The organism is Streptomyces sp. NPDC050439 (assembly GCF_040655335.1).
Classification (GTDB): Bacteria; Actinomycetota; Actinomycetes; order Streptomycetales; family Streptomycetaceae; genus Streptomyces.
Window position 1 is genome coordinate 267,270 of sequence record NZ_JBFAJT010000006.1, and the last position, 24,153, is coordinate 291,422.

22 protein-coding genes are annotated in these 24,153 nt (G+C 68.2%); 10 read left to right on the forward strand and 12 right to left on the reverse strand.

All coding sequences use genetic code 11. From position 1 onward, the window contains the following. Nucleotides 1-140 precede the first annotated feature (140 nt). Nucleotides 141-1,523, reverse strand: coding sequence for a serine hydrolase domain-containing protein (locus AB0I66_RS25745; protein ID WP_363210307.1), 1,383 nt, complete (start codon nt 1,521-1,523; stop codon nt 141-143). A 52-nt stretch (nt 1,524-1,575) separates the two neighbouring features. Then, a complete protein-coding gene (locus AB0I66_RS25750) occupies nt 1,576-2,451 on the reverse strand; it encodes a methyltransferase domain-containing protein (RefSeq protein WP_363210308.1) in 876 nt (291 codons plus the stop codon). A 214-nt stretch (nt 2,452-2,665) separates the two neighbouring features. Between AB0I66_RS25750 and AB0I66_RS25755 the strand changes: the two genes are divergently transcribed. Continuing rightward, a complete protein-coding gene (locus AB0I66_RS25755; protein ID WP_363210667.1) occupies nt 2,666-4,162 on the forward strand; it encodes a PLP-dependent aminotransferase family protein in 1,497 nt (498 codons plus the stop codon). Between the two features lie 62 nt (nt 4,163-4,224). On the opposite strand, the gene AB0I66_RS25760 is transcribed toward AB0I66_RS25755, so the two are convergent. After that, nucleotides 4,225-4,620, reverse strand: coding sequence for a RidA family protein (locus tag AB0I66_RS25760; RefSeq protein ID WP_363210309.1), 396 nt, complete (start codon nt 4,618-4,620; stop codon nt 4,225-4,227). A gap of 136 nt (nt 4,621-4,756) precedes the next feature. On the opposite strand from AB0I66_RS25760, the gene AB0I66_RS25765 reads away from it, so the two are divergent. Further along, nucleotides 4,757-5,722, forward strand: coding sequence for a WYL domain-containing protein (locus AB0I66_RS25765; RefSeq protein ID WP_363210310.1), 966 nt, complete (start codon nt 4,757-4,759; stop codon nt 5,720-5,722). Nucleotides 5,723-5,731: 9 nt separating this feature from the next. Here AB0I66_RS25765 and dnaB read toward each other — a convergent pair whose 3' ends face one another. Next, nucleotides 5,732-7,210, reverse strand: coding sequence for a replicative DNA helicase (dnaB, locus tag AB0I66_RS25770; RefSeq protein WP_363210311.1), 1,479 nt, complete (start codon nt 7,208-7,210; stop codon nt 5,732-5,734). A 460-nt stretch (nt 7,211-7,670) separates the two neighbouring features. Between dnaB and AB0I66_RS25775 the strand changes: the two genes are divergently transcribed. Beyond that, on the forward strand, nt 7,671-9,008 hold the full coding sequence (locus AB0I66_RS25775) for an MATE family efflux transporter (protein ID WP_363210312.1): 1,338 nt from the start codon (nt 7,671-7,673) through the stop codon (nt 9,006-9,008). Nucleotides 9,009-9,143: 135 nt separating this feature from the next. Here the strand turns inward: AB0I66_RS25775 and rplI are convergent, their stop codons facing one another. The 4 genes from rplI to rpsF form a co-directional block, all read right to left on the reverse strand. Further along, complete coding sequence (rplI, locus tag AB0I66_RS25780; RefSeq protein WP_190082966.1) at nt 9,144-9,590, reverse strand: 50S ribosomal protein L9; 447 nt, start codon at nt 9,588-9,590, stop codon at nt 9,144-9,146. Nucleotides 9,591-9,608: 18 nt separating this feature from the next. Continuing rightward, on the reverse strand, nt 9,609-9,845 hold the full coding sequence (gene rpsR, locus AB0I66_RS25785; RefSeq protein WP_003949403.1) for a 30S ribosomal protein S18: 237 nt from the start codon (nt 9,843-9,845) through the stop codon (nt 9,609-9,611). Nucleotides 9,846-9,902: 57 nt separating this feature from the next. Then, nucleotides 9,903-10,514: a single-stranded DNA-binding protein gene (locus AB0I66_RS25790; RefSeq protein ID WP_363210313.1), complete on the reverse strand. Its 612-nt coding sequence runs from the start codon at nt 10,512-10,514 to the stop codon at nt 9,903-9,905. A gap of 80 nt (nt 10,515-10,594) precedes the next feature. Next, nucleotides 10,595-10,885, reverse strand: a complete 291-nt coding sequence (rpsF, locus tag AB0I66_RS25795) for a 30S ribosomal protein S6 (protein ID WP_006604399.1) — start codon at nt 10,883-10,885, stop codon at nt 10,595-10,597. A gap of 276 nt (nt 10,886-11,161) precedes the next feature. On the opposite strand from rpsF, the gene AB0I66_RS25800 reads away from it, so the two are divergent. The 3 genes from AB0I66_RS25800 to AB0I66_RS25810 all read left to right on the forward strand — a co-directional run bounded on the left by AB0I66_RS25800 (nt 11,162) and on the right by AB0I66_RS25810 (nt 13,863). Beyond that, nucleotides 11,162-11,473 carry a hypothetical protein gene (locus tag AB0I66_RS25800; protein WP_363210314.1) on the forward strand — a complete coding sequence of 104 codons (312 nt, stop codon included), beginning with the start codon at nt 11,162-11,164 and terminating at the stop codon, nt 11,471-11,473. Nucleotides 11,474-11,619: 146 nt separating this feature from the next. Beyond that, entirely contained in the window at nt 11,620-12,741 is a 1,122-nt protein-coding gene (locus tag AB0I66_RS25805) for a peptidoglycan bridge formation glycyltransferase FemA/FemB family protein (RefSeq protein ID WP_361828908.1), read from the forward strand. 90 nt (nt 12,742-12,831) lie between these two features. Continuing rightward, nucleotides 12,832-13,863 (forward strand): alanine racemase, encoded by a 1,032-nt coding sequence (locus tag AB0I66_RS25810; protein ID WP_363210315.1) that lies wholly within the window; start codon nt 12,832-12,834, stop codon nt 13,861-13,863. A 95-nt stretch (nt 13,864-13,958) separates the two neighbouring features. Here AB0I66_RS25810 and AB0I66_RS25815 read toward each other — a convergent pair whose 3' ends face one another. From AB0I66_RS25815 to AB0I66_RS25825, 3 genes are all read right to left on the reverse strand, one after another. Further along, nucleotides 13,959-15,506 (reverse strand): glycosyltransferase 87 family protein, encoded by a 1,548-nt coding sequence (locus AB0I66_RS25815; protein WP_363210668.1) that lies wholly within the window; start codon nt 15,504-15,506, stop codon nt 13,959-13,961. Between the two features lie 132 nt (nt 15,507-15,638). Then, complete coding sequence (locus AB0I66_RS25820) at nt 15,639-18,014, reverse strand: transglycosylase domain-containing protein (RefSeq protein WP_363210316.1); 2,376 nt, start codon at nt 18,012-18,014, stop codon at nt 15,639-15,641. Further along, complete coding sequence (locus AB0I66_RS25825; protein ID WP_363210317.1) at nt 18,011-18,229, reverse strand: hypothetical protein; 219 nt, start codon at nt 18,227-18,229, stop codon at nt 18,011-18,013. The genes AB0I66_RS25820 and AB0I66_RS25825 overlap by 4 nt, the downstream gene beginning before the upstream one ends. A gap of 533 nt (nt 18,230-18,762) precedes the next feature. Between AB0I66_RS25825 and AB0I66_RS25830 the strand changes: the two genes are divergently transcribed. The 4 genes from AB0I66_RS25830 (at nt 18,763) to AB0I66_RS25845 (ending at nt 22,511) form a co-directional block, all read left to right on the forward strand. After that, complete coding sequence (locus AB0I66_RS25830) at nt 18,763-19,449, forward strand: helix-turn-helix transcriptional regulator (protein ID WP_363210318.1); 687 nt, start codon at nt 18,763-18,765, stop codon at nt 19,447-19,449. Nucleotides 19,450-19,508: 59 nt separating this feature from the next. Further along, nucleotides 19,509-20,591 (forward strand): inositol-3-phosphate synthase, encoded by a 1,083-nt coding sequence (locus tag AB0I66_RS25835; protein WP_363210319.1) that lies wholly within the window; start codon nt 19,509-19,511, stop codon nt 20,589-20,591. A gap of 78 nt (nt 20,592-20,669) precedes the next feature. After that, complete coding sequence (locus AB0I66_RS25840) at nt 20,670-21,926, forward strand: MFS transporter (RefSeq protein ID WP_363210320.1); 1,257 nt, start codon at nt 20,670-20,672, stop codon at nt 21,924-21,926. A gap of 114 nt (nt 21,927-22,040) precedes the next feature. Continuing rightward, nucleotides 22,041-22,511 carry a hypothetical protein gene (locus AB0I66_RS25845; protein WP_363210321.1) on the forward strand — a complete coding sequence of 157 codons (471 nt, stop codon included), beginning with the start codon at nt 22,041-22,043 and terminating at the stop codon, nt 22,509-22,511. Nucleotides 22,512-22,613: 102 nt separating this feature from the next. Here the strand turns inward: AB0I66_RS25845 and AB0I66_RS25850 are convergent, their stop codons facing one another. Then, on the reverse strand, nt 22,614-24,056 hold the full coding sequence (locus AB0I66_RS25850; protein WP_363210322.1) for a CCA tRNA nucleotidyltransferase: 1,443 nt from the start codon (nt 24,054-24,056) through the stop codon (nt 22,614-22,616). Between the last annotated feature and the right edge of the window lie 97 nt (nt 24,057-24,153).

The window sequence follows — 24,153 nt, forward strand, 5'->3', positions numbered from 1 at the left end:
TGTCTCGGTTTGTCTTCCCATTATTTTTTTGTGTACATGTTGTTGTTGTTGTTTTTGGTGTTGTTGGGGGGGGGGGGGGGGGGCCGGGGCCGCCCCCCCCCCCCCCCCCCCCCCACCGGTTCACAGACCCTGCAAAACCCCTACAAGGGCAGCCCGCGCCACCCCTCCGGGTCCACGCCACCCGGCACAGGAGCCCCCGCCTCGTACGGCTCCCGGGTGAAGAAGAACGAACCGAGGTCGAGATGGCTCACCGTCCCGTCGGGCCGCCGCACCGCCCGCAACTGCTCCCCGGCGAAGTAGCCGTCGAGTCCGGTCCAGGTCCCGTCACCGTTCGGCCGGAACCCCGATCCGCGGCCCCGGCCCGCAAGGGGCGCCAGCTCGAGCGCGCCGTCGCCCTTGGGCCGCAGCACGAAGGTGTTCGTTCCCCAGTACCAGGGCCCCGCCAGCTCCAGCAGGCCCTTGTCCAACGCGGGCAGGGGGCGCCACGCCTCCGGGATACGAGGCTCGGCCTCGGCCACGATCTTCAGGAGGTCGAAGGCCAAAGCCGTCACAGCGGGGCCCGAGGTGCAGTTGGTCAGCGTGACCGCCACCAGGCCGTCCTCCGCGCTCGCCCACAGTCCGGCCATGAAGCCCGGCAGCGACCCGCCGTGCCCGACCAGGGTGCGGCCGTCCCCGCGGATCAGCTGCGTCCCCAGGCCGTACGTCACGTCCCAGTCCCCCGGCGGCAGGGGCGACGCGGGCTCCCGCATCTCCCGCACCGAGTCGGCGGACAGCACCCGGTCGTCGCCCTCCAGGAGGAAGGCGGCAAAGCGCCCCAGGTCCGCCGTCGTGGACCACAGCTGCCCGGCCGGAGCCATGAGGCCCAGGTCCTCGGCGGGTTCGGGCATCATCACGTCCGCCCACGGGTGAACGGCCCAGCCACCCGCGTGCGGGGCCTGCGGCTGCGCGCTCGTACGGTCCAGGCTCAGCGGCTCCAGGATCTCGCGGCGCAACACGGCTTCCCAGGGCTCTCCCCGCAGCGCCTCGATCAGCGAACCGAGCAGCGTGTAGCCGGGGTTGGAGTAGTGGAACCGTCGCCCGGTGGGGTGCTTGAAGGGCTGCTCACCCAGCACGTCCCCGAGCTCGGGGCGCTGCGAACCGGGCGTACGCTCCCACCATTCGCCCGGGGTCTCCGCCGCCAACCCGCTGGTGTGCGCGAGAAGTTCCGCGATGGTCACGTCGCCCGCGTCCGTTCCCGGAAGGTGCTTCTCCAAGGGGTCGGAGAGGTCGAGGGCGCCCTCGTCGCGCAGCCGCATCACCAGCACGGCGGTGAAGGTCTTGGTGATCGAGCCGATGCGGTACTGGGTGTTCTCGTCCGGCGCGTGCCCCTCGACGCAGGTGCGGCCCTCGGTCAACACCAACTCACCGTCCCTGAGTACTGAGGCGACGAGCGAGGGCGCCCTCCCCTCCGCCTGAGCAGTGGCGACGCGGTGCAACAAGGCTCGACGGGTGGTGGGCAACAACTCTTCACGCGGTGATGTCATGGCCCTAGTCCACCTGCGGAGAAGCCACACGTCGAGCCAATTCCGCTGTCGGCTACACGGGACGCGTACCCGTCGCCTTGAAGAACGTGTAGTGGAAGGTCCCGCCGTCGTCCGCGGTCCTGCGCAGGTCGGCCATCCCGCGGTCCCAGTCGGCCTCGGTGATGAGGGCCGAGGCCAGCGCGTCGTCCCTGACGGATTCGATCATGGCGATGAACGTGCTGCGGGTGAAGCCTTCGACGAGCTCGGGGCGGGTGCGGTCCGCGTAGACGGTGCGGGGCCGCACCCGGACGCGGTCGTAGCCGGCCTCCGCGAGGAGCGGTTGCAACTGTCGCCCGACCAGAGCGTTCCCCCCGCCGTCGGCCTGGAGCCGGACCAGGCAGTCGATCGCCGCGCGGGCGTAGGCGCTGTCGGGATGGAAGAACGCCGACCCGTGGTCCCCTTCGATCACGGTGATGGTCCCGCCCGGTCGCAGCAGCCGCCGCAGTCCGGCGAGCGCCTGCCGGGCAGCGGCCAGATGCTCCAGGACGAAGCAGACGAAGATGTGGTCGAACTCGGCATCCGGGAAGGGAAGGGCGAAGAGGTCGGCACGATGCCACCGCACATGCGCTTCGGGCGCGTGTGCCGTCACGCGGGCACGAGCCTTCGCCAGCGAATCCGCCGACCGGTCGACGGCCACGAAGTGGGCTCCGGGACTGGAGTCGATCAGGTGGACGGTCTGGGCTCCGACCCCGCATCCGACCTCCAGGACGCGGCTTCCCGCGGGATACACCGTGCCGTCGTGCAGCAGCGCGGCGAGGGTGTCGGCCTGGTCCCCCAGCCTGCGTGCCTCGCGGCGTGAGTATCCGTGGACGTAGTCAACTGCCGGGCGGGCCGCGGGATCCAGTGACGTGGCGAGGGCGCCGGCGGATGCGGCTGCTGCTGTCTGCATGGCTTCACCCTGCTGCCACTATGGCCCGGTGAACAGGTCCAATGACCCCGCCATCGACCGGTCCATAAAGCACGAGCACATACCGGGTGCGCCCAAACCGCGTGAGCCTGTACCGCGTGCCTCCGAACCGCGTGAGCCCACACCGCGCGGGACCGGATCCTCGGCGCAGGGAGACCCCGGGCACGCGCCTGCGGTCGGCACCGACTTCCTCCAGCTGAACGTCGCCGACGCCCCTGTGGGCGGCCGGGCGGACTGGCTGGCGCGCAGCCTGCGCCTGGCGATAGCGGACGGCCGCCTGCCGGTCGGCAGCAGACTCCCGGCGACCCGCGTCCTGGCGGCCGAACTCCGCGTGTCCCGCGGCGTGGTCACCGAGGCCTACCAGCGCCTGAGCGAGGACGGACACGTCGCCGGCCGCGGGCGGAACGGCACCGTGGTGGTAGCTGCGCCGACGACAGCCCGGCCCGGCCCGGCGGCGAAATCCCGGCCCGGCGCACCGTCGAAGGCCTGGCCCAGCGCACCGGCAACAGCCCGGCCCGCCACTGCCGAGGGCCCTTCTCCCTCGCCGCCGAGCGCCCTGTTCGGCGCCCCGCCCGGCACGGACATCTACGACGCGCTGCGAGCCGCCTCTGCCCGGATCGACCTCTCGCCCGGCATGCCCGACCTCGCCGCCTTCCCCCGCACCGCGTGGCTGCGCGCCGAACGCGCCGTACTCAAAGAGCTCCCGGCGTCCGCCTTCGGGTACGGAGACCCACGCGGGGCCCCGTCGCTGCGGGCCGCCGTCGCCGACTGGCTGGCCCGCAACCGGGGCATCCGCGCCGACCCGGATGAGCTCGTCATCGCCGCGGGGACGGCCCAGACCCTCACCCTGCTCGGCCAAGTGCTGCACGGCGACGGCATCCGTACGGTGGCCGTGGAGGACCCGGGCTCACTCGGCGCCCGCCAGCATCTGCGCCACGGCGGCCTCGACACCCCGCCGGTCCCGGTCGACGCCGACGGCATCCGCGTGGAGGAGCTGCGTGCCACGAACGCCCCCGCGGTGCTGCTGACTCCGGCACACCAGTTCCCGACCGGCGTGGTGCTCGGCGGTGAACGGCGACGGGACCTGATGCGCTGGGCCACCGAGCGCGACGGCCTGATCATCGAGGACGACTACGACGCCGAGCACCGTTACGACCGCTCGCCGGTCCCCGCCCTGCGTTCCCTGCTCGCCGAGCACGTCTGCTATGCCGGGAGCGTGTCCAAGCTGCTCGCTCCGGCGCTGCGCATCGGCTGGGTCCTCGCGCCGCCGAGGTACCGGGAAGCGCTGGTCGCCGCCAAACGCTTCGCCGATCTCGGCAACGCCGTACTGCCCCAGCTCGTCCTGGCCCAGCTGATGGAATCGGGCGCCCTGGAACGCCAGTTGCGCCTCCTGCGCGGGCGCCACCGCCGCCACCGGGACGCGATGATCGCCGCGGTCAGGACGCATCTGCCCCAGGCCGTCGTGCACGGCGCCGCGGCGGGCCTGCACCTGACGATCACCTTCGACGCAGACTTCCGCGACACCGAGCTCGCCGCCGCGGCCCTGGCTCGCGGTGTGAAGGTCCAGCCCCTGTCCTGGCACAGCCAGCGGCCGCACCGCCCCGGTCTGGTCCTCGGCTACGCCGCCCCCACCGCCACCGACATCGCCGAGGGCCTGGCCACCCTCGGCGATGCCTTGCGCCGCCTGACCTGACGTATCGCCAGAACCCCTTGCCGACCGCCGGAAACCCTGCCCGGCACGGCTCACAGGTCACCTCACGCGACGGCAGTGCCCTCCAGTTCGACCATCTGGCCGGGGATCGCCAGCCGCGTCACCCCGAGCATCGTCGTGGTCGGCGCCACCCCTGCAACGCCCAGGCGCGATGCCAGCACGCCGTAGTGCGGGAACAACAGGTCGACGTCGGTGGTGTACACGTTGAGCCGAACCAGGTTCGCGAGGGACATGTCCGCCTCGCCGAGCACGGCCTCCAGGTTGTCGAGGCTCAGCGCCAACTGGGCAGCCATGTCGCCCTCATGCTGTGGCTTGCCGTCATCGCTCATCGCGGTCTGCCCGGAGCAGTACAGGGTCCGGGTGTGCCCGGAGACGACCTCGCCCTGGTTGAATCCCATCTCCACCGACCACGTCACCGGGTTGACTGCCGTTCGTTCCATTGCCACATCAGCTCCATTCGATTCATGACGAGCACGTACGTCCGTCGGCGCACTGAAGGCCATCGGTGACGTCGGTGCTCAGGAGCCTCGCAACAATTCACGACATCCTCGGTCATGTATTTGAGAGGGTTCTCGTATGCGCGCCGACCGACTCGTCTCGCTGGTGCTGTTGTTGCGTCAGCGCGGCCGGCTGACCGCGGACACGCTGGCTCGCGAGCTCGAGGTGTCCACCCGCACCGTGCTGCGGGACATCGAGGCGCTGTCCGCGGCAGGCGTCCCGGTCTACGCCGAACGCGGACGGCACGGCGGTTTCGCCCTGCTGCCCGGCTTCCGGACCGAGCTCACCGGCCTGAATCACGACGAGGCCCTCGCCTTGCTGACCGCCGGAACGGGCCGCGGCGAGCAGACGTTCGGTCTCGGCTCGGCGCTCGCCTCGGCCATGCGCAAGGTGGTCGACGCGCTGCCCGAGAGTCACCAAGCCTCCGCGAGCGACGCGGCCCGGCGGATCCTGGTCGAGCCGGAGACCGACCTGCTCTCACGGCGGCCCGTCACTGAGGAAGTGCCCGACACCACCATGATCGAGGTCCGGCGTGCGGTGCTCGCCGGACACAGGCTGCGCATCCACTACGCGGCCACGGACCAGCCGCCCCGGTGGCGCACGGTGGACCCGATCGGCCTGGTCACCGTGCGCGACCGGGGATACCTCCTGGCCAGGAGATCCGGCGAGGACCGCACCTACCGGCTGTCGCGCATACTGGCCGCCGATGAGCTCCCCGAACCGGCACGGCGACCGAACAGGGTCGATCTGGAGCAGGCGTGGCGGGAACGCTGTGCGCGGTTTCTGTCCGACGGCCATATCGCCGTGCTGGTGCGGGTGAGCCCGGAGCGGCGCGAGGATCTGCTGAGCACCGCGCTGGCGGTCCGCGCCGAAGAGCCCGAGGCGGACGAATGGTTGCGGCTTGAGGTGACGTTCCAGGATGCGCGACATGCCGAATGGGCGCTGTGGCAGCTCAGCACGGACGCGGAAGTCCTGTCCCCGAAGTCGTTGCGCACCGCCCTGCGCGACCGCGCCACCACCATCGCCGCCCGCTACGACGAGTGAGCGGAACCGCTACGTCTGCGCCATGTCCACGAAGCGCGAGTAGTGACCCTGGAAGGCCACCGTGATCGTCGCCGTCGGGCCGTTACGGTGCTTGCCCACGATGATGTCCGCCTCGCCCGCGCGCGGCGACTCCTTCTCGTACGCGTCCTCGCGGTGCAGCAGGATCACCATGTCCGCGTCCTGCTCGATGGAGCCGGATTCACGCAGGTCGGAGACCTGGGGCTTCTTGTCCGTGCGCTGCTCGGGACCACGGTTCAGCTGCGAGAGCGCGATGACCGGGACCTCGAGCTCCTTGGCGAGCAGCTTCAGGTTTCGCGACATGTCCGAGACCTCTTGCTGACGGCTCTCGGCGCGTTTGGAACCACCGGACTGCATCAGCTGCAGATAGTCGATGATCACCATCTTGATGTCGGCGCGCTGCTTGAGACGGCGGCACTTCGCGCGGATCTCCATCATCGACAGGTTCGGGGAGTCGTCGATGTAGAGCGGGGCCGCCGAGACCTCGGGCATCCGGCGCGCGAGCCGGGTCCAGTCCTCGTCCGTCATCGTGCCGGAGCGCATGTGGTGCAGCGCCACCCTGGCTTCCGCGGACAGCAGGCGCATCGCGATCTCGTTGCGCCCCATTTCCAGGGAGAAGATGACGCTGGGCAGGTTGTGCTTGATGGACGCGGCGCGCGCGAAGTCGAGGGCCAGCGTGGACTTACCCATGGCGGGCCGGGCCGCGATGACGATCATCTGGCCCGGGTGCAGGCCGTTGGTCAGCGAGTCGAAGTCGGTGAAGCCCGTCGGCACACCGGTCATCTCGCCGCTGCGCGAACCGATCGCCTCGATCTCGTCGAGCGCGCCCTCCATGATGTCGCCGAGCGGCAGATAGTCCTCGCTGGTGCGCTGCTCGGTGACCGCGTAGATCTCGGCCTGGGCGCTGTTGACGATCTCGTCGACGTCGCCGTCGGCCGCGTATCCCATCTGTGTGATGCGCGTGCCCGCCTCGACGAGGCGACGCAGGACCGCCCGCTCGTGGACGATCTCCGCGTAGTACTCGGCGTTCGCCGCGGTCGGCACCGTCTGCACCAGCGTGTGCAGATACGAGGCCCCGCCGACCTTGGTGATCTCACCTCGCTTGGTGAGCTCGGCCGCCGCGGTGATCGGGTCGGCCGGCTCCCCCTTGGCGTACAGGTCGAGGATCGCCGTGTAGATCGTCTCGTGCGCGGGCCGGTAGAAGTCGTGGCCCTTGAGCACCTCGACGACGTCGGCGATGGCGTCCTTGGAGAGCAGCATGCCGCCGAGCACCGACTGCTCGGCGTCGAGATCCTGCGGCGGTACGCGCTCGAAGGCGGTGCCACCGCCGTCCCAGCCACCGCTTTCGCGGCCGCGCTCGTGCTGCTCGTCGCGGCCTCTGCCTCCGTCGCGGCGCTGTCGGGAGGCGGGCAGACGGTCACTGGGACCGCTGTCGGCCCAGGGGTCGTCCAAGGGCTCGGAAATACTCACCGGGCCACCTCCCTCACGTCCGCCGCGCGGACCTCGCCGTGCCCTTCTTTCTTACGGCACGACACTGACAAATAAGCGGCCCGACTCCGGTTCTGACGCGTCGGTTTTACGGGCTTTCCGAGGCCGGATCACGAGGGGGGCGCCGCCCCACGGTAGGCCCGTGGGCACCGTCAGCCAATCTGGTTATCCACAGGCGGTGTGGATGACGGGCGCGTTGCTGTGGAGAACCCCGCCAAACCTGTGTACGGCTCGGTGGACAGCCCTGTGAACAAGCACTCAGCGTTCTCCAGAAACCATCCCTGACCTGCACCTTTCCCATCCACCGGCTGTGCAGAAGAAAAACTTCCCCAGTCGGACCAAGTTCCTGCCGAACAGCGCGCCGAAGAGTGTCCGACTCGAGACCAGGTAAGGGTCTTAAGGGCATTGCATCTCTTACCTGTGGAAGATTAGATTGGTGCCCATGACACAGGCTCCCGCGGCGCCCAAGGCCGCTCGGCGACAGCATGACCGAGAGATCATCGCCCTCGCCGTTCCCGCCTTCGGCGCGCTCGTCGCCGAGCCGCTCTTCGTGATGGTCGACAGCGCCGTCGTGGGCCATCTCGGCACCGCCCAACTGGCCGGGCTCGGCGTCGCCTCGGCGCTCCTCACCACCGCCGTGAGCGTCTTCGTCTTCCTCGCCTATGCGACCACGGCCGCCGTCGCCCGCCGGGTGGGCGCCGGAGATCTCCAGGCCGCCATCCGCCAGGGCATGGACGGCATCTGGCTCGCCCTCCTGCTCGGCGCCGCAGTCATCGCCGTCGTCCTTCCCACCGCGCCCGCGCTCGTGGAGCTCTTCGGTGCATCCGACACCGCGGCGCCGTACGCGATCACGTATCTCCGCATCTCCTCGCTCGGCATCCCCGCCATGCTCGTCGTACTGGCCTCCACCGGTGTCCTGCGCGGGCTCCAGGACACCAAGACCCCGCTGTACGTGGCGATCGGCGGCTTCATCGCCAACGGCGTTCTCAACGTCGCCCTCGTCTACGGCGCCGGCCTGGGCATCGCCGGCTCCGCCTGGGGCACCGTCATCGCCCAGTGCGCGATGGCCGCCGTGTATCTCTTCGTCGTCGTCCGCGGGGCCAGACGCCACGGCGCCTCCCTGCGTCCCGACGCCGCGGGCATCCGGGCCTGCGCCCAAGCAGGCGCCCCGCTTCTCGTCCGTACGCTCTCACTGCGGGCGATCCTCATGATCGCGACCGCGGTGGCGGCCCGCCTCGGTGACGCCGATGTGGCCGCCCACCAGATCATCCTGTCCCTGTGGAGCCTTCTGGCCTTCGCACTCGACGCCATCGCCATCGCAGGCCAGGCCATCATCGGACGCTACCTCGGCGCGAACGATCCCCAGGGAGCGCGCGACGTCTGCCGTCGCATGGTGCAGTGGGGCATCGCCTCGGGCGTCGCCCTCGGTGTGCTGGTCGTCGTGGCCCGGCCACTGTTCGTCCCGCTCTTCTCCAGCGACTCCGTCGTCCAGGACGCGGCCCTGCCCGCACTCGTGGTGGTGGCGATCTCCCAGCCCATCTGCGGCATCGTCTACGTCCTCGACGGCGTCCTGATGGGTGCCGGAGACGGCCCGTATCTGGCGTGGGCCATGCTCGCCACCCTGGCGGTCTTCGCTCCGGTGGCACTCCTCGTGCCCACCCTCGGGGGCGGACTGACCGCCGTCTGGGGAGCGATGACCCTGATGATGGCGGTCCGCATGGTGACCCTCTGGCTGCGTACGCGGTCCGGCCACTGGATCGTCACCGGCGCCACCCGCTGACGCTCGTCCCGCTCCCTCATCCCGCTGTTTCACGTGAAACAACGCGTCTGCAGAACAGCACGCCCGTGAAACACGTTGGGCCGCACCCTGAGGGTGCGGCCCAACGGTTTGCTTCAGCCCTGCCAAGCGCAGTGCTTAGGCGGAGACGACCTCGATGTTGACCTGAGCGGCAACCTCGGGGTGCAGACGCACGGACGTCGCGTGGGCGCCCAGCGTCTTGATCGGCGAGCCCAGCTCGACGCGGCGCTTGTCGATCTTCGGGCCACCAGCAGCCTCGATCGCCGAAGCGACGTCAGCCGGGGTGACGGAACCGAAGAGACGACCGGCGTCGCCGGAGCGGACGGCCAGACGGACCTTGACGCCCTCGAGCTTGGCCTTGACCTCGTTGGCCTGCTCGATGGTCGCGATCTCGTGGATCTTGCGAGCACGACGGATCTGCTCGACGTCCTTTTCGCCACCCTTGGTCCAGCGGATCGCAAAGTTCCGCGGGATCAGGTAGTTGCGGGCGTAGCCGTCCTTGACGTCTACGACCTCGCCGGCGGCACCGAGGCCGGAGACCTCGTGGGTGAGGATGATCTTCATTTGTCGGTCACCCTTCCCTTATCGCGCGGTGGACGTGTAGGGCAGCAGCGCCATCTCACGGCTGTTCTTCACGGCCGTGGCGACGTCACGCTGGTGCTGCGTGCAGTTGCCGGTCACGCGGCGGGCACGGATCTTGCCGCGGTCGGAAATGAACTTCCGCAGCATGTTCGTGTCCTTGTAGTCCACGTACGTGACCTTGTCCTTGCAGAATGCGCAGACCTTCTTCTTAGGCTTGCGCACAGGCGGCTTCGCCATGTGTTCTCTCCTGTTTGATCAAGAAGTGTGGGAACGGCCCACCCTTGGCCCTGAGGGCTAGAAGGGGGGCTCGTCCGAGTAGCCGCCGCCAGAGCCGCCGGAGCCGCCGGAGCTTCCGCCCCAGCCACCGCCGCCGCCCTGCTGGCCGCCGCCGGCCGGCGCACCGGTCGCCCAGGGGTCGTCGGCGGGAGCACCGCCGCCGCCCTGCTGCTGACCGCCGCCACCGGGGCCGCCGCCCCAGTTGCCGCCGCCCTGCTGCTGGCCGCCACCGCCACCGCCGCCGTAACCGCCCTGGCCGCCTCGACCGGTGGTCTTGGTGACCTTGGCCGTGGCGTTCTTCAAGCTGGCGCCCACTTCCTCGACGTCCAGCTCGTAGACCGTGCGCTTGACGCCCTCACGGTCCTCGTAGGACCGCTGCTTCAGCCGGCCCTGCACGACTACGCGCATGCCTCGCTGAAGCGACTCCGCGACGTTCTCCGCCGCCTGACGCCAGACCGAGCAGGTGAGGAAGAGGCTCTCGCCGTCCTTCCACTCATTGGTCTGACGGTCGAAGGTGCGGGGAGTGGACGCGACACGGAACTTCGCGACCGCCGCACCGGACGGGGTGAAGCGCAGCTCGGGGTCATCGACAAGATTGCCGACGACCGTGATGACGGTCTCGCCTGCCATGGGGGAACCTCTCGGCGGGTTTGCTGCTGGCTGCTTTTGCTGCTGCTACTCGGATCCCGAATACCGCTGAGCTAGGAAGCTCAGTGGGTCTCGGGACGGAGGACCTTGGTCCGGAGGACCGACTCGTTCAGGTTCATCTGGCGGTCGAGCTCCTTGACGACCGCAGGCTCGGCCTGCAGGTCGATGACCGAGTAGATGCCCTCGGGCTTCTTCTTGATCTCGTACGAGAGACGACGACGGCCCCAGGTGTCGACCTTCTCGACCTTTCCGTTGCCCTCACGGACGACGGAAAGGAAGTTCTCGATCAACGGGGAGACAGCGCGCTCCTCGAGATCGGGGTCGAGGATGACCATCACTTCGTAGTGACGCATGTGGAACCCACCTCCTTTGGACTCAGCGGCCACGGTCGTTCCGTGGCAGGAGGGTCGTGATGCGTACGCAACGGTATCGGCAGCCACTGACAATCGGGCTCCCCGATCATTAGGCCGATCGAGAGTCCCTGCCATGGCCTGGGCAGACACCGGTGCAGACGGTACAGAGTACCCGCACCTAGGCTTCCGGTTGAAATCCGGCCGCGGACGGGCAGAATCTGTACACATCGGGTGTGTATGGCGCTACGATGCGCCGCCTTCCGCAGGAGGTGCCTTATGGCACAGACATTGCGACCGAATACCGCGGGCTCTCTCTTTGCCACGGACGGCAAGGCCCATCCCATGCAGGACGCGCTCCTCGGCGTGACCCTGGTCCTGGGTGCCATCGCCTTCGTCTCGGCGATGTTCCACAACCTCCACCTGCTCAGCTCATGGGCCGGTCTCGTGGGGATCGCCACGGGTGCGTGGGGCCAGTTCATCTCCGAGACGACCCGCGAGCGCTTCGGCCTGATCCTCGGCCTGGGAGCCTCGGCAGTCGGATTCTTCCTGGGTATGGCCCACGGCGGACTCTTCGGCGGGCTCTGGTAGCCACCCTCGAAGGCCCCCGCCGCACCTGGGCCGGGGGCCAAGGTTCCGTACGCCCAGACGGGGCGCTCTCGGGGCACAGTAGGCTTCGGCGCGAGAGCCGGAGCCCCTGTACCCATGGGGACACACCAGCCCGAGGAGCGCCCCGAATGAGTCTGACCCTGAGGACCATCAGTCGCGAGCAGCATCTGGCGTATATCCAGAGCCTGCCGTCGGCAAGTCATTGCCAGGTCCCGGCATGGGCGGATGTGAAGAGTGAATGGCGTTCGGAGAACCTGGGCTGGTTCGACGACCGGACCGGCGAACTCGTCGGTGCGGGCCTGGTGCTCTACCGACAGCTGCCCAAGGTGAAGCGCTACCTCGCCTACCTTCCCGAGGGCCCGGTCATCAATTGGTACGCGCCGAACCTGGACGACTGGCTGCAGCCGATGCTCGCGCATCTGAAGCGGCAGGGCGCCTTCTCCGTGAAGATGGGCCCGCCGGTCGTCATCCGGCGCTGGGACGCTCCCGCGATCAAGTCGGGCATCCAGAACCCTGACGTGAAGCGCCTGCGGGACGTCGAGGCCTCGCACATCGAGCCGCGTGCCTTCGAAGTCTCGGACCGGCTGCGGAAGATGGGCTGGCAGCAGGGCGAGGACGGCGGCGCCGGCTTCGGTGACGTACAGCCGCGATACGTCTTCCAAGTGCCGCTGGCCAACCGCTCCTTGGACGAGGTCCTCAAGGGCTTCAACCAGCTGTGGCGACGCAACATCAAGAAGGCCGAGAAGGCCGGCGTCGAGGTCGTCCAGGGTGGTTACGAGGACCTCGCCGAATGGCAGCGCCTCTACGAGATCACCGCGATCCGAGACAAGTTCCGTCCGCGGCCGCTGGGTTACTTCCAGCAGATGTGGCGGGCCCTCAACTCCGAGGACCCCAACCGCATGCGGCTGTACTTCGCACGGCACAACGGCGTGAACCTGTCCGCGGCGACGATGCTCGTCGTCGGTGGGCACGTCTGGTACTCCTACGGCGCCTCGGACAACATCGGCCGTGAGGTCAGGCCCTCGAACGCGATGCAGTGGCGGATGCTCCGGGACGCCTACGCGCTCGGCGCCACCGTCTACGACTTGCGGGGCATCTCCGACTCTCTGGACGAGACGGACCACCTCTTCGGACTTATCCAGTTCAAGGTGGGCACGGGTGGAGAGGCTGTCGAGTACATCGGCGAGTGGGACTTCCCGCTCAACAAGCTGCTCCACAAGGCACTCGACATCTACATGTCGCGCCGCTGACCGCATCGCCCCGGCACAATTCGCGTAACCCCGAATAGTCTTCATACCTCTGATACACCGCAGCCACGAGAAAGGTTCCGGGATCCGGCCATGGCGCTCACGCTCTATGTCGACACCGCGCGCTGGCGGGCACACCACAAGCACGTGCTGGAGCAGTTTCCGGGAATCGTCCCGGTCTGCAAGGGCAACGGCTACGGCTTCGGTCATGAGCGCCTCGCGGAAGAAGCGACCCGCTTCGGCTCCGACGTCCTCGCCGTCGGCACCACGTACGAAGCCGCCCGGATCAAGGACTGGTTCAGCGGCGATCTGCTGGTCCTGACCCCGTTCCGGCGGGGCGAGGAGCCCGTGCCGCTGCCCGACCGCGTCATCCGCTCCGTGTCGTCCCTGGACGGCGTACACGGCCTCGTGGGCGCCCGCGTCGTCATCGAGGTCATGTCCTCGATGAAGCGGCACGGCGTGAGCGAGCAGGAGCTCTCACAGCTGCACGCGGCCATCGAGGACGTACGGCTCGAGGGCTTCGCGATCCACCTGCCGCTGGACCGCACCGACGGCTCGGACGCCGTCGAGGAGGTCATCGGCTGGATGGACCGGCTGCGTGCCGCACGTCTTCCGCTGCACACGATGTTCGTCAGCCACCTCAAGGCCAACGAACTCGCCCGCCTGCAGCAGCAGTTCCCGCAGACGCGTTTCCGCGCCCGCATCGGCACGCATCTGTGGCTGGGGGACCACGAGGCCACCCAGTACCGCGGCGCCGTCCTGGACGTCACGCAGGTGACCAAGGGCGACCGCTTCGGCTACCGCCAGCAGAAGGTCGCGTCCGACGGCTGGCTGGTCGTCGTCGCGGGCGGCACCTCGCACGGCGTCGGCCTGGAGGCGCCGAAGGCGCTGCACGGCATGGTGCCGCGGGCGAAGGGCGTGGCCCGCGCGGGCCTCGCGACCGTCAACCGCAACCTCTCGCCGTTCGTCTGGGGCGGCAAGCAGCGCTGGTTCGCGGAGCCGCCGCACATGCAGGTCTCCATCCTCTTCGTGCCCTCGGACGCGCCCGAGCCGAAGGTGGGCGAGGAGCTGGTGGCCCATCTGCGGCACACCACCACGCAGTTCGACCGCATCGTCGACCGCTGATCACGGGCGGACCGACCACAGACTGAAGGGCCGGGAGCGACGATGGTCGCTCCCGGCCCTTCAGTCGTTCCCGGCCACCTCTGCGGCCTGTTCGCTCAGGGCGAAACGTCGGTCGGCTTCGCTCCCCATCGCACGTGGGGCCCCTCGGTGATGTGCACCGCGTGCCTCGGCGGGTGGGCCGCCTGACCGAGGACGAAGACGTCCGGCGCACCGTCCAGGACGCCCCCTGAGGGGTCGTCGTCGCCGGACCGCCGCACCGGGTCCCTCTCCGGCATGAGGATGTCGCGCACGATCACGGCACACAGGTACAGCGTCCCCAGCAGGTGGACCACGATGGCGAGTTGATAGCCCTCGGTCGGCAGGCCCTTATGGGCGTCTCCGCTTGTCGTGTACGCGAGGTACAGCCAGATCCCCAGGAAATACGCGACCTCGCACGCCTGCCAGATCAGGAAGTCACGCCACCGCGGGCGGGCCAGCGCGGCGAGAGGGATCAGCCACAGTACGTACTGCGGTGAGTAGACCTTGTTGGTGAGGATGAACGCGGCGACGACCAGGAAGGCGAGCTGCGCGAAGCGCGGGCGGCGCGGCGCGGTCAGGCCCAGCGCGCCGACCCCTAGGCAGGACAGGAGCATCAGCGCCGTCGCCAGGGTGTTGACCGTGTCCGTGGACAGCGGGTCGTCCATGCGCTGCGAGAGGATCAGCCAGAACGATCCGAAGTCGACGCCCCGTTCCTGGCTGAAGGTGTAGAACTTCGCCCAGCCCTCGCGGATGTGGAAGCCCGTCGCGTCGTGCGTGATCATCACGGGCAGGTTCACCACCAGCCAGGCACCGACCGCGGCCCCGGCCGTCACCCAGAAGGCCCGCCAGCGCCCCGCTCGCCAGCACAGGATGAGCAGCGGACCCAGGAGAAGGGCCGGGTAGAGCTTCGCTGCTGTCGCCAGGCCCAGCAGGACGCCCGCGGAGAGCACCCCGCCCCGCGCCCACATCAGCATCGCGGCGGCCGTGAGAGCGACGGCGAACAGGTCCCAGTTGATGGTGGCCGTCAACGCGAAGGCGGGCGCCAGGGCGACCATCAGGCCGTCCCAGGGGCGGCGCCTGTGGGTGCGGGCGACACAGACGGCGATGACCGCCGTACAGGCCATCAGCATCCCGGCGTTGACCATCCAGTAGAACTTCTCCTGGTGCTGGATACTGCCGCTGCCCGGGGTCAGCCAGGAGGCCACCTCCATGAACACGCCGGTCAGCACCGGGTATTCGAGGTACTCCATGTCGCCGGGCAGTTTGTCGAAGTAGGGGACCAGCCCGTCGGCGAATCCGCGCCCCTGGTAGAGGTGCGGGATGTCGGAGTAGCAGGCGTGCGTGTACTGCGAACTCGCACCCTGGAACCAGGCGCCGTCGTAGCAGGGCATCTTCTGCACCATGCCGAGCGCGAACATCCCGATGGCCACGAGCGCGATGACGCGTACCGGAGTCCACCATGTCGCCGCGTACAGCACTCTGCGGCCGATGGGTCCGCCGATCAGCTCGCTGCCGGCCGCTGCGACCTCATCCTCCCGGGTCGGCCGTACGGGCTCCGGCTCTTGTGCACTAGTGGTCTTGTGCACGCTCGTGCGCGTCGTCTCTGCACTGGGCATGCCGCACATCCTGCCGTATGCACCTGAGAACACGGCGAGGGCCGCCACACCAGTGCGGTGTGGCGGCCCTCGTCAGCGCTCGGTAGCGCATGTTTCACGTGAAACAGTGCGTTTCACGTGAAACACACTCACAGGGATCGGTCAGTCTCCCGGGCCCCCTAGCCAGCCTCCGTTGCCGCTCCCGTTGTTGCCTCCACCGCCGGTCGGTTCATCCGTGGTCGGTGGCGACTCCCCGCCAGTGCCGCCCTCGGTGTCCCCGCCTTCCGACGTACCGCCGTTGTTGTTGCACTGCCAGTCCCAGTCGGCACAGGACTCATCGGGATCAGGGGTGTCCGACGGGGTGGGAGACGGGCTGGTCTCCGACTGCGTCGGCGAGGGAGTCTCCTCCGGCTCCTCGGTCTTCGAGGGGGTCGGGCTCGGGGCCGGGGGCGGAGTCTCGCCGACGACCCTACCGATCGGTGCCGGGACCGGGAAGTTCATCACGCGCTCGCCCTTCAGGGCCTGCTCCATGTAGCTCTTCCAGATCTGCGCGGGGAACGAGGCGCCGTGAATCTTCTCCTCGCCGCCCGTGCCGAACATCTCCAGGAACTCGCGCTTCTTGTTGCTCTCGTTGTCGTCGAGGCGGTACATGCTGATCGCTGTCGAGAGCTGCGGGGTGTACCCGACGAACCAGGCGGACTTGTTGCCGTCGGTCGTACCGGTCTTGCCCGCCACCTGACGGCCGCTCAGCTGTGCCGCGCTGCCCGTGCCCTTGTCGACAACGGTCCGGAGCACGTCAGTGACGTTGTCGGCGACCTCATCATCGAAGGCCCGCTTGGGCTGCGCTTCATGCTGGTAGACGGTGTTGCCCTTGTACTCGACTTCCTTCACCGAGTACGGATCGTTCTGCTTGCCGCTGGCCGCGAAGGTGGAGTACGCGCCGGCCATACGGATCGCACTGGGAGAGGACGTGCCGAGCGAGAAGGAGGGGTAGTTGGCGCTGGCCAGGCTGTTCTCCTTGATGCCGGAGGCGATGGCCGCCTCCTTCACCTTGTCCAGGCCGACATCCATGCCCAGCTGCACATAGGCCGAGTTCACCGACTCCCGCATCGCCTCTCGGAGGTCGATCTGGTAGGTCGGCGCGTTGTACGACGCGTCACCGTCGTTCGTCTGCAGCCACTCCTTTCCTTCGCGGTCCTTCCAGACGGAGCCGTCGAAGTTCTGGATCTTGAGCTTGTTCTTGCCACTGTAGAGGCTCTTGGGGTTGACGATGGTGCGCTGGTCCTCGCCCTGCTCCGCCACCCCGTCCGGGTCTCGCGTTCCGTCCTTGAAAGCCGCTGCCAGCACGAAGGGCTTGAACGTCGAGCCGACCTGCGCACCGGTCTGGTCCGCGTTGTTGGTGAAGTGCTTGGTCGCGTCCACACCGCCGTAGATGGCTTCGATCGCCCCGTCCTTGGGATTCACGGACGCGCCACCGAACTGGACGTGGGTGTCCTTGTCCGGCCGCTGCTTGGGCTTGATCTTCGCCTTGCGGACCTTCTCCACGGACTTCTCGAGCTTCAGCACCTTGCTCTTGTCGAAGGTCGTGTGGATCTCGTAGCCGCCCTGCTGAAGATCAGTGGCCGTGATCTCACCATTGCTGTTGTTGATCACATAGGCCTTGGCCAGGTCGACCAGATAACCGATCTGACCGCCCAGCTGAGCGTTGGAACGGGGGTTCTCCAGCCTCGGGAAGTCCTTGTACTTGTCCCGGACTTCTGCGGTCAGGTGACCGTCCTTGACCTCTTCGTCGAGGATCCAGCTCCAGCGCTTCTTGGCTCGCGCTGTGTTGGCGTCCCGAGAAGCCGCAGGGTCGACCTCAGGAGAGCCCGCCGGGTCGTAGTACGTGGCGCCCTTGAGCACCGTTGCCAGGAGAGCGCACTGGCTCGGGTTCAGGTCTTGGGCGTCCTTGCCGAAGTAAGCACGGGCGGCGGCCTGGATGCCGTAGGCGCCACGACCGTAGTAGGCGGTGTTGAGATACCCCGCCATGATCTTCTCCTTGGACTCCGTCCGGCCCACCTTTATGGAGATGAAGAGCTCTTTGAACTTACGCGTGAACGTCTGCGACTGGTCGCCCAGGCGCGCGTTCTTCACGTACTGCTGGGTGATGGTCGAGCCACCCTGGGTCTCGCCGCCCTTGGCCATGTTGACCACGGCCCGCGCGATGCCCATGGGGTCGACGCCCTTGTCGTCCTCGAACGTCTTGTTCTCGGCCGAGATGACGGCCGTGCGCATCGCTTCGGGGATCTTGTCGTAGTCGATGATCTGGCGGTTCGTCTCACCGCCGGTCGCGACCATCTGCTTGCCGTTGGCCCAGTAGTAGACGTTGTTCTGCGCCTTGGCCGCTTCGTCGACCTTCGGCACCTCCACCAAGGCGTACGCGATCCCGGTGACCGCCATCAGGCCACCGAGGAACCCGACGAACAGGCCGGTGACAAGACGCCAGGACGGAACCCAGCGGCGCAGACCGTCCTTGTCCGCGCGCGGGTAGTTGATCAAGCGCTTCTTGCCGGGCTCATGGCCGCCACGGCCTCGGCCTCGGCCGGGTCCGTTCGGGCCACCGCCACCACGTCGGCCGCCGCCTCCGGCGCCTCCGCGCCCGGCGCCGGCTCCGTCGGCCGCTCTGCGGCGGCCTCCACCCGAGCCGACAGCGCCACTGCGCTGCGCGGCACGGCGGGCCTCGGCACGGCCGCCGTAGGAACGGTCCCCGTCATCGGGGGCCCCCGCTCCGTGCGAGCCGGTTGAGGAAGTGGGCGATCCAGTGGCGCCACGCGGTGCCGCGCGGCGACCCGAAGACGCGCCTGGGACGCCGCGTCTGGCCGCGGCGCGTCCGCCGCCCTGCGGCTGCGGCGGTTTGCGACGGTGCTCGCTCATCGAACGATTACTCCTCGGGCAGGCGCAGGTATCCGCGCCTGGAAACGGCGGCTGGTTTCCGGTCCCCCCGAAGTACGGATGCGCCGTCGTCGGCACTCATCCGCACTACACCAGGGTCAACGACGCCCTCATGCGTCACTTGGTTCCCGGCGGTCTGCATGGCGCACAGACTACGCACCGTCAAAACCCTCTTAGCGCAGAAGTTCACCCCAAATCAGGCAAGTTACTTCCTACGAATCGGTGATGTGACGCCGTTCACCGATTCCCCTCTTGTCTCAACAGGCGGGCCGTTCTATCGTCTCGATGTATCGAGTCGATACATCAGCTCGGCATAAAGACCGTGTCGACAGACGCTGGCAGGCAGGAGGCGAAGATGAGCAGACGCTCCGGCATCCTCGAGTTCGCCGTCCTCGGCCTGCTGCGCGAGTCCCCGATGCACGGCTATGAGCTGCGTAAACGGCTCAATACTTCGCTTGGAGTGTTCCGCGCCTTCAGCTACGGGACGCTCTACCCCTGCCTCAAGACGCTGGTCGCCAACGGCTGGTTGATCGAGGAAACGGGTGGCACCCCCGAGGAGGCCCTTACGGCGCCTCTCTCCGGGCGTCGCGCCAAGATCGTCTATCGGCTGACGGCGGAAGGTAAGGAGCACTTCGAGGAGCTGCTCTCCCAGACCGGCCCCGACGCGTACGAGGACGAACACTTCGCCGCCCGCTTCGCCTTCTTCGGGCAGACCTCGCGGGACGTGCGCATGCGGGTGCTCGAGGGGCGGCGCAGCCGCCTCGAGGAACGTCTGGAGAAGATGCGCGCCTCCCTGGCCCGTACCCGGGAGCGCCTGGACGACTACACGCTTGAGCTGCAGCGGCACGGAATGGAGTCCGTGGAGCGCGAAGTGCGCTGGCTGAACGAGCTCATCGAGAGCGAGCGCGCGGGGCGGGACCAGCAACGGTCCGCCCCGGACGACTCCGCTCAGCACGACAGCACATCTGGGGAGTCGGGCGGCCTGCCCCGGCGGCGGGACACGAACCCGCCGCCGGATCCGTCCGATGACACCGCCAAGTGAGGTCCCGCGGTCCGCGGGGTCTCATCCGGAATACACAGATCACACAGGGAGCAACCGGAATGGGTTCGGTTCGCGTAGCCATCGTCGGCGTGGGCAACTGCGCCGCCTCGCTGGTCCAGGGCGTCGAGTACTACAAGGACGCAGACCCGGACGCCAAGGTCCCGGGCCTGATGCACGTCCAGTTCGGCGAGTACCACGTCGGCGATGTCGAGTTCGTCGCCGCGTTTGACGTCGACGCCAAGAAGGTCGGGCTCGACCTCTCGGACGCCATCGGCGCCAGCGAGAACAACACCATCAAGATCTGCGACGTGCCGAGCGCGGGCGTCACCGTCCAGCGCGGCCACACCCACGACGGCCTGGGCAAGTACTACCGCCAGACCATCGAGGAGTCCACCGAGACCCCCGTCGACGTCGTCCAGATCCTCAAGGACAAGCAGGTCGACGTTCTCGTCTGCTACCTGCCGGTGGGTTCCGAGGACGCCGCGAAGTTCTACGCGCAGTGCGCCATCGACGCCAAGGTCGCCTTCGTCAACGCCCTCCCGGTCTTCATCGCCGGCACCAAGGAGTGGGCCGACAAGTTCACCGAGGCGGGCGTCCCGATCGTCGGCGACGACATCAAGTCCCAGGTCGGCGCCACCATCACGCACCGCGTGATGGCGAAGCTGTTCGAGGACCGCGGTGTCCGTCTCGAGCGCACCATGCAGCTCAACGTCGGCGGCAACATGGACTTCAAGAACATGTTGGAGCGCGACCGCCTCGAGTCCAAGAAGATCTCGAAGACGCAGGCCGTCACCTCGCAGATCCGTGACCGTGAGCTGGGCGAGAACAACGTCCACATCGGCCCCTCGGACTACGTGGCGTGGCTCGACGACCGCAAGTGGGCGTACGTCCGCCTCGAGGGCCGTGCCTTCGGTGACGTCCCGCTGAACCTGGAGTACAAGCTCGAGGTCTGGGACTCCCCGAACTCGGCCGGTGTCATCATCGACGCCCTGCGCGCCGCGAAGATCGCCAAGGACCGCGGCATCGGCGGCCCGATCCTCTCCGCGTCCTCGTACTTCATGAAGTCCCCGCCGGTGCAGTACTTCGACGACGAGGCCTACGAGAACGTCGAGAAGTTCATCAAGGGCGAGGTCGAGCGCTAAAGCTCGCCCCTTGAACGGCTGTTGAGGGTCCCCGGGCAATCCGCCCGGGGACCCTCCTCGTATGTGAGGCTGGGGATCATGGCTGTCGTCGGTGACCTGCGCGTACTGCTGCGCCTGCGGGACTTCCGGCGGTTGCTCGCCGTGCGGCTGCTCTCCCAGGGCGCGGACGGCGTCTATCAGGTGGCCCTCGCCACGTATGTCGTCTTCTCGCCGGAGAAGCAGACCTCGCCGGGAGCGATCGCCTCCGCGATGGCGGTGCTGCTCCTTCCGTACTCACTGATCGGCCCCTTCGCCGGCGTGCTCCTCGACCGCTGGCCACGCCGTCAGGTTTTTCTGTACGGCAACCTGCTGCGGACCGCTCTCGCCTCGCTGACCGCGGTGCTGATGCTGAGCGGTGTGCCGGACTGGCTGTTCTTCGCCTCCGCGCTCTGTGTCACGGCCGTGAACCGTTTCGTCCTCGCCGGGCTCTCCGCGGCACTGCCGCGTGTGGTCGACGCCGAGCGCCTGGTGATGGCCAATTCCCTCTCGCCGACCGCGGGGACGCTGGCCGCCACCGTGGGCGGTGGTCTCGCGTTCGTCGTGCGCCTGGTGGGCTTCGACTCGGACGCGGCGGTCGTCCTACTCGGGGCCGCCCTGTATCTGTGCGCGGCACTCGCCTCACTCCGGATGGCGCGCGAACTGCTGGGCCCGGACCCGGAGGTGGTGCAGCCTCGCCTCGTCGTGGCGCTCTCCGGTACGGCGCGGGATCTGGTGGCCGGGGTGAGGCATCTGTCGCAGAGGCGCCCGGCCGCTCGTGCGCTGCTGGCGATGACGTTCATGCGGTTCTGTTACGGCGCCCTGTCGGTCATGGTCCTGATGCTCTGCCGGTACGCCTGGTCGTCCTCGGAGTCCGACGGCCTTGCCCTGCTCGGGCTCGCCGTGGGGGTTTCGGGGGCGGGCTTCTTCGCTGCGGCCGTGCTGACTCCCTGGGCGGTGAGCCGCCTGACGGCCGCCGGTTGGATCGTCACCTGCGCGGGCGCCGCGGCGGTCCTGGAACCGGCGCTCGCCCTCCCCTTCACCCCGGCCCCGCTGCTCATTGCCGCGTTCCTGCTGGGGCTGACGACGCAGGGCGCGAAGATCGCCACGGACACGGTGGTTCAGTCGTCGGTGGACGACAGATTCCGTGGCCGGATCTTCTCGGTCTACGACGTCCTGTTCAACGTCGCTTTCGTCGCCGCGGCCGGAGTGGCCGCACTGATGCTGCCGCCTGACGGCCGATCGGTTCCCCTGGTGGTCACGGTGGCCGTTATCTACGCAGCGATTGCTGCCGCTATGGCCAGGTTTGGCGCGCAGTAAGTGTCACATCAGTGACACAGAGCACCTCTGGACTTCAGAGATGTCCCTGCCTCCCGATAACTTACGGACGTCGTATCCGCGCCATCGCGCTTTCGTTCGAGGGGGACCCCCAAAGTGACTACTCCGCCCCAGGGCCAGAATCCGTACGGCCAGGGCGTGCAGCCGCACCCCGGGCAGCCGGGCCAGCCCGGCCAGCCCACCGCGCCGCAGCCCTACCCGCCGTACAACCAGGGGGCGCCGGTCCCTCCTCCGGCCGCTCCGAGTGGGGGCCGCGGCAAGAAGCTCATGCTGCGCATCGGCGGCTTCATAGTCGTCGCCGTCCTCATCGCCGCCGGCAAGTGGTACTTCGGCCAGAGCGACGCCGAGACGACGGCTGTCGGTGACTGCCTGCACAACAAGGGCACGCAGTCCGCGCCGGACCTCAAGAACACCGACTGCTCCTCGAGCGACGCCGAGTTCGAGGTCATCGAGAAGTTCGACAACACCAGCAGCGTCAGCAAGTGCGAAGCGGTCAAGGGGACCGAGGTCTCCTACTACCAGACCGGCAGCGGCCACGACGTGGTGCTTTGCCTGAAGAACAAGTAGCGGCACATGCGAAGAGGGCACTGTTTCACGTGAAACAGTGCCCTCTTCGCATGTCCGGATCGGGCGCGTTGTTTCACGTGAAACAACGCGCCTCGCTCGGTCTCACTCCTGCGCGGCCCACCACTCCTTGAGCGCCGCGACCGCCGCGTCGCGCTCCATCGGACCGTTCTCCAGGCGCAGCTCCAGCAGGAACTTGTAGGCCTGGCCGATCGCCGGGCCCGGCCGTACGTCCAGGATCTCCATGATCTCGTTGCCGTCGAGGTCGGGGCGGATTGAGTCCAGCTCCTCCTGCTCCTGGAGCCGCGCGATGCGCTCCTCCAGGCCGTCGTACGCGCGCGACAGCGCATTGGCCTTTCGCTTGTTGCGCGTCGTGCAGTCGGACCGGGTCAGCTTGTGCAGCCGGTCGAGGAGAGGGCCCGCGTCGCGTACGTAGCGGCGCACGGCGGAGTCCGTCCACTCGCCCGTCCCGTAACCGTGGAAGCGCAGGTGCAGCTCCACCAGGCGCGAGACGTCCTTCACGAGCTCGTTGGAGTACTTGAGCTCCGTCATCCGCTTCTTGGTCATCTTGGCGCCCACCACCTCGTGGTGGTGGAAGGAGACGCGGCCGTCGTCCTCGAAGCGCCGCGTCCGCGGCTTCCCGATGTCGTGCAGCAGCGCCGCGATCCGCAGCGTGAGGTCCGGACCGTCCTCCTCCAGCGCCATCGCCTGCTCCAGGACGATCAGCGAGTGGTCGTAGACGTCCTTGTGACGGTGGTGCTCGTCACTCTCCAGACGCAGCGCCGGAAGCTCCGGCAGCACGCGGTCGGCGATGCCTGTGTCGACAAGTAGAGCCAGTCCCTTCGCCGGGTACGGCGAGAGGATCAGTTTGTTCAATTCGTCACGCACACGCTCTGCGGAGACGATGTCGATGCGATCGGCCATCGCCTTCATCGCGGCGACGACCTCCGGAGCCACCTCGAAGTCGAGCTGCGCGGCGAACCGGGCGGCCCGCATCATCCGCAGCGGGTCGTCGGAGAAGGAGTCCTCCGGGGTGCCAGGGGTACGCAGGGCGCGCTCCGCCAGGTCCTCAAGGCCTCCGTGCGGGTCGATGAACTCCTTCTCCGGGAGAGCGACGGCCATCGCGTTGACGGTGAAGTCGCGACGCACGAGGTCTTCCTCGATGGAGTCGCCGTACGACACCTCGGGCTTGCGCGAGGTCCTGTCGTAGGCCTCGGACCGATATGTCGTGACTTCGATCTGGTAGCCGTCCTTCTGGCTCCCGACCGTGCCGAAGGCGATCCCGACCTCCCAGACCGAATCCGCCCACGGCCTGACGATCTTCAATACGTCCTCGGGGCGGGCATCTGTCGTGAAGTCCAGGTCATTGCCGAGTCGGCCAAGGAGCGCGTCTCTGACCGATCCGCCGACCAGGGCGAGAGAGAACCCGGCCTCCTGGAAACGGCGGGCAAGGTCGTCCGCGACAGGGGACACCCGCAGCAGTTCACTGACCGCGCGGCGCTGCACCTGGCTCAGTGCGCTGGGATTTTCTTCATTGGCGTTCGGCACAACAGAAAAGGGTACGTGCCCCGGACGCCCCCAGCCGCCCCGTTTTCGGCGGGGCCTCCAGGGCCGCGCGCCCCTCTCCGGCCAGGTCTTCCGATCA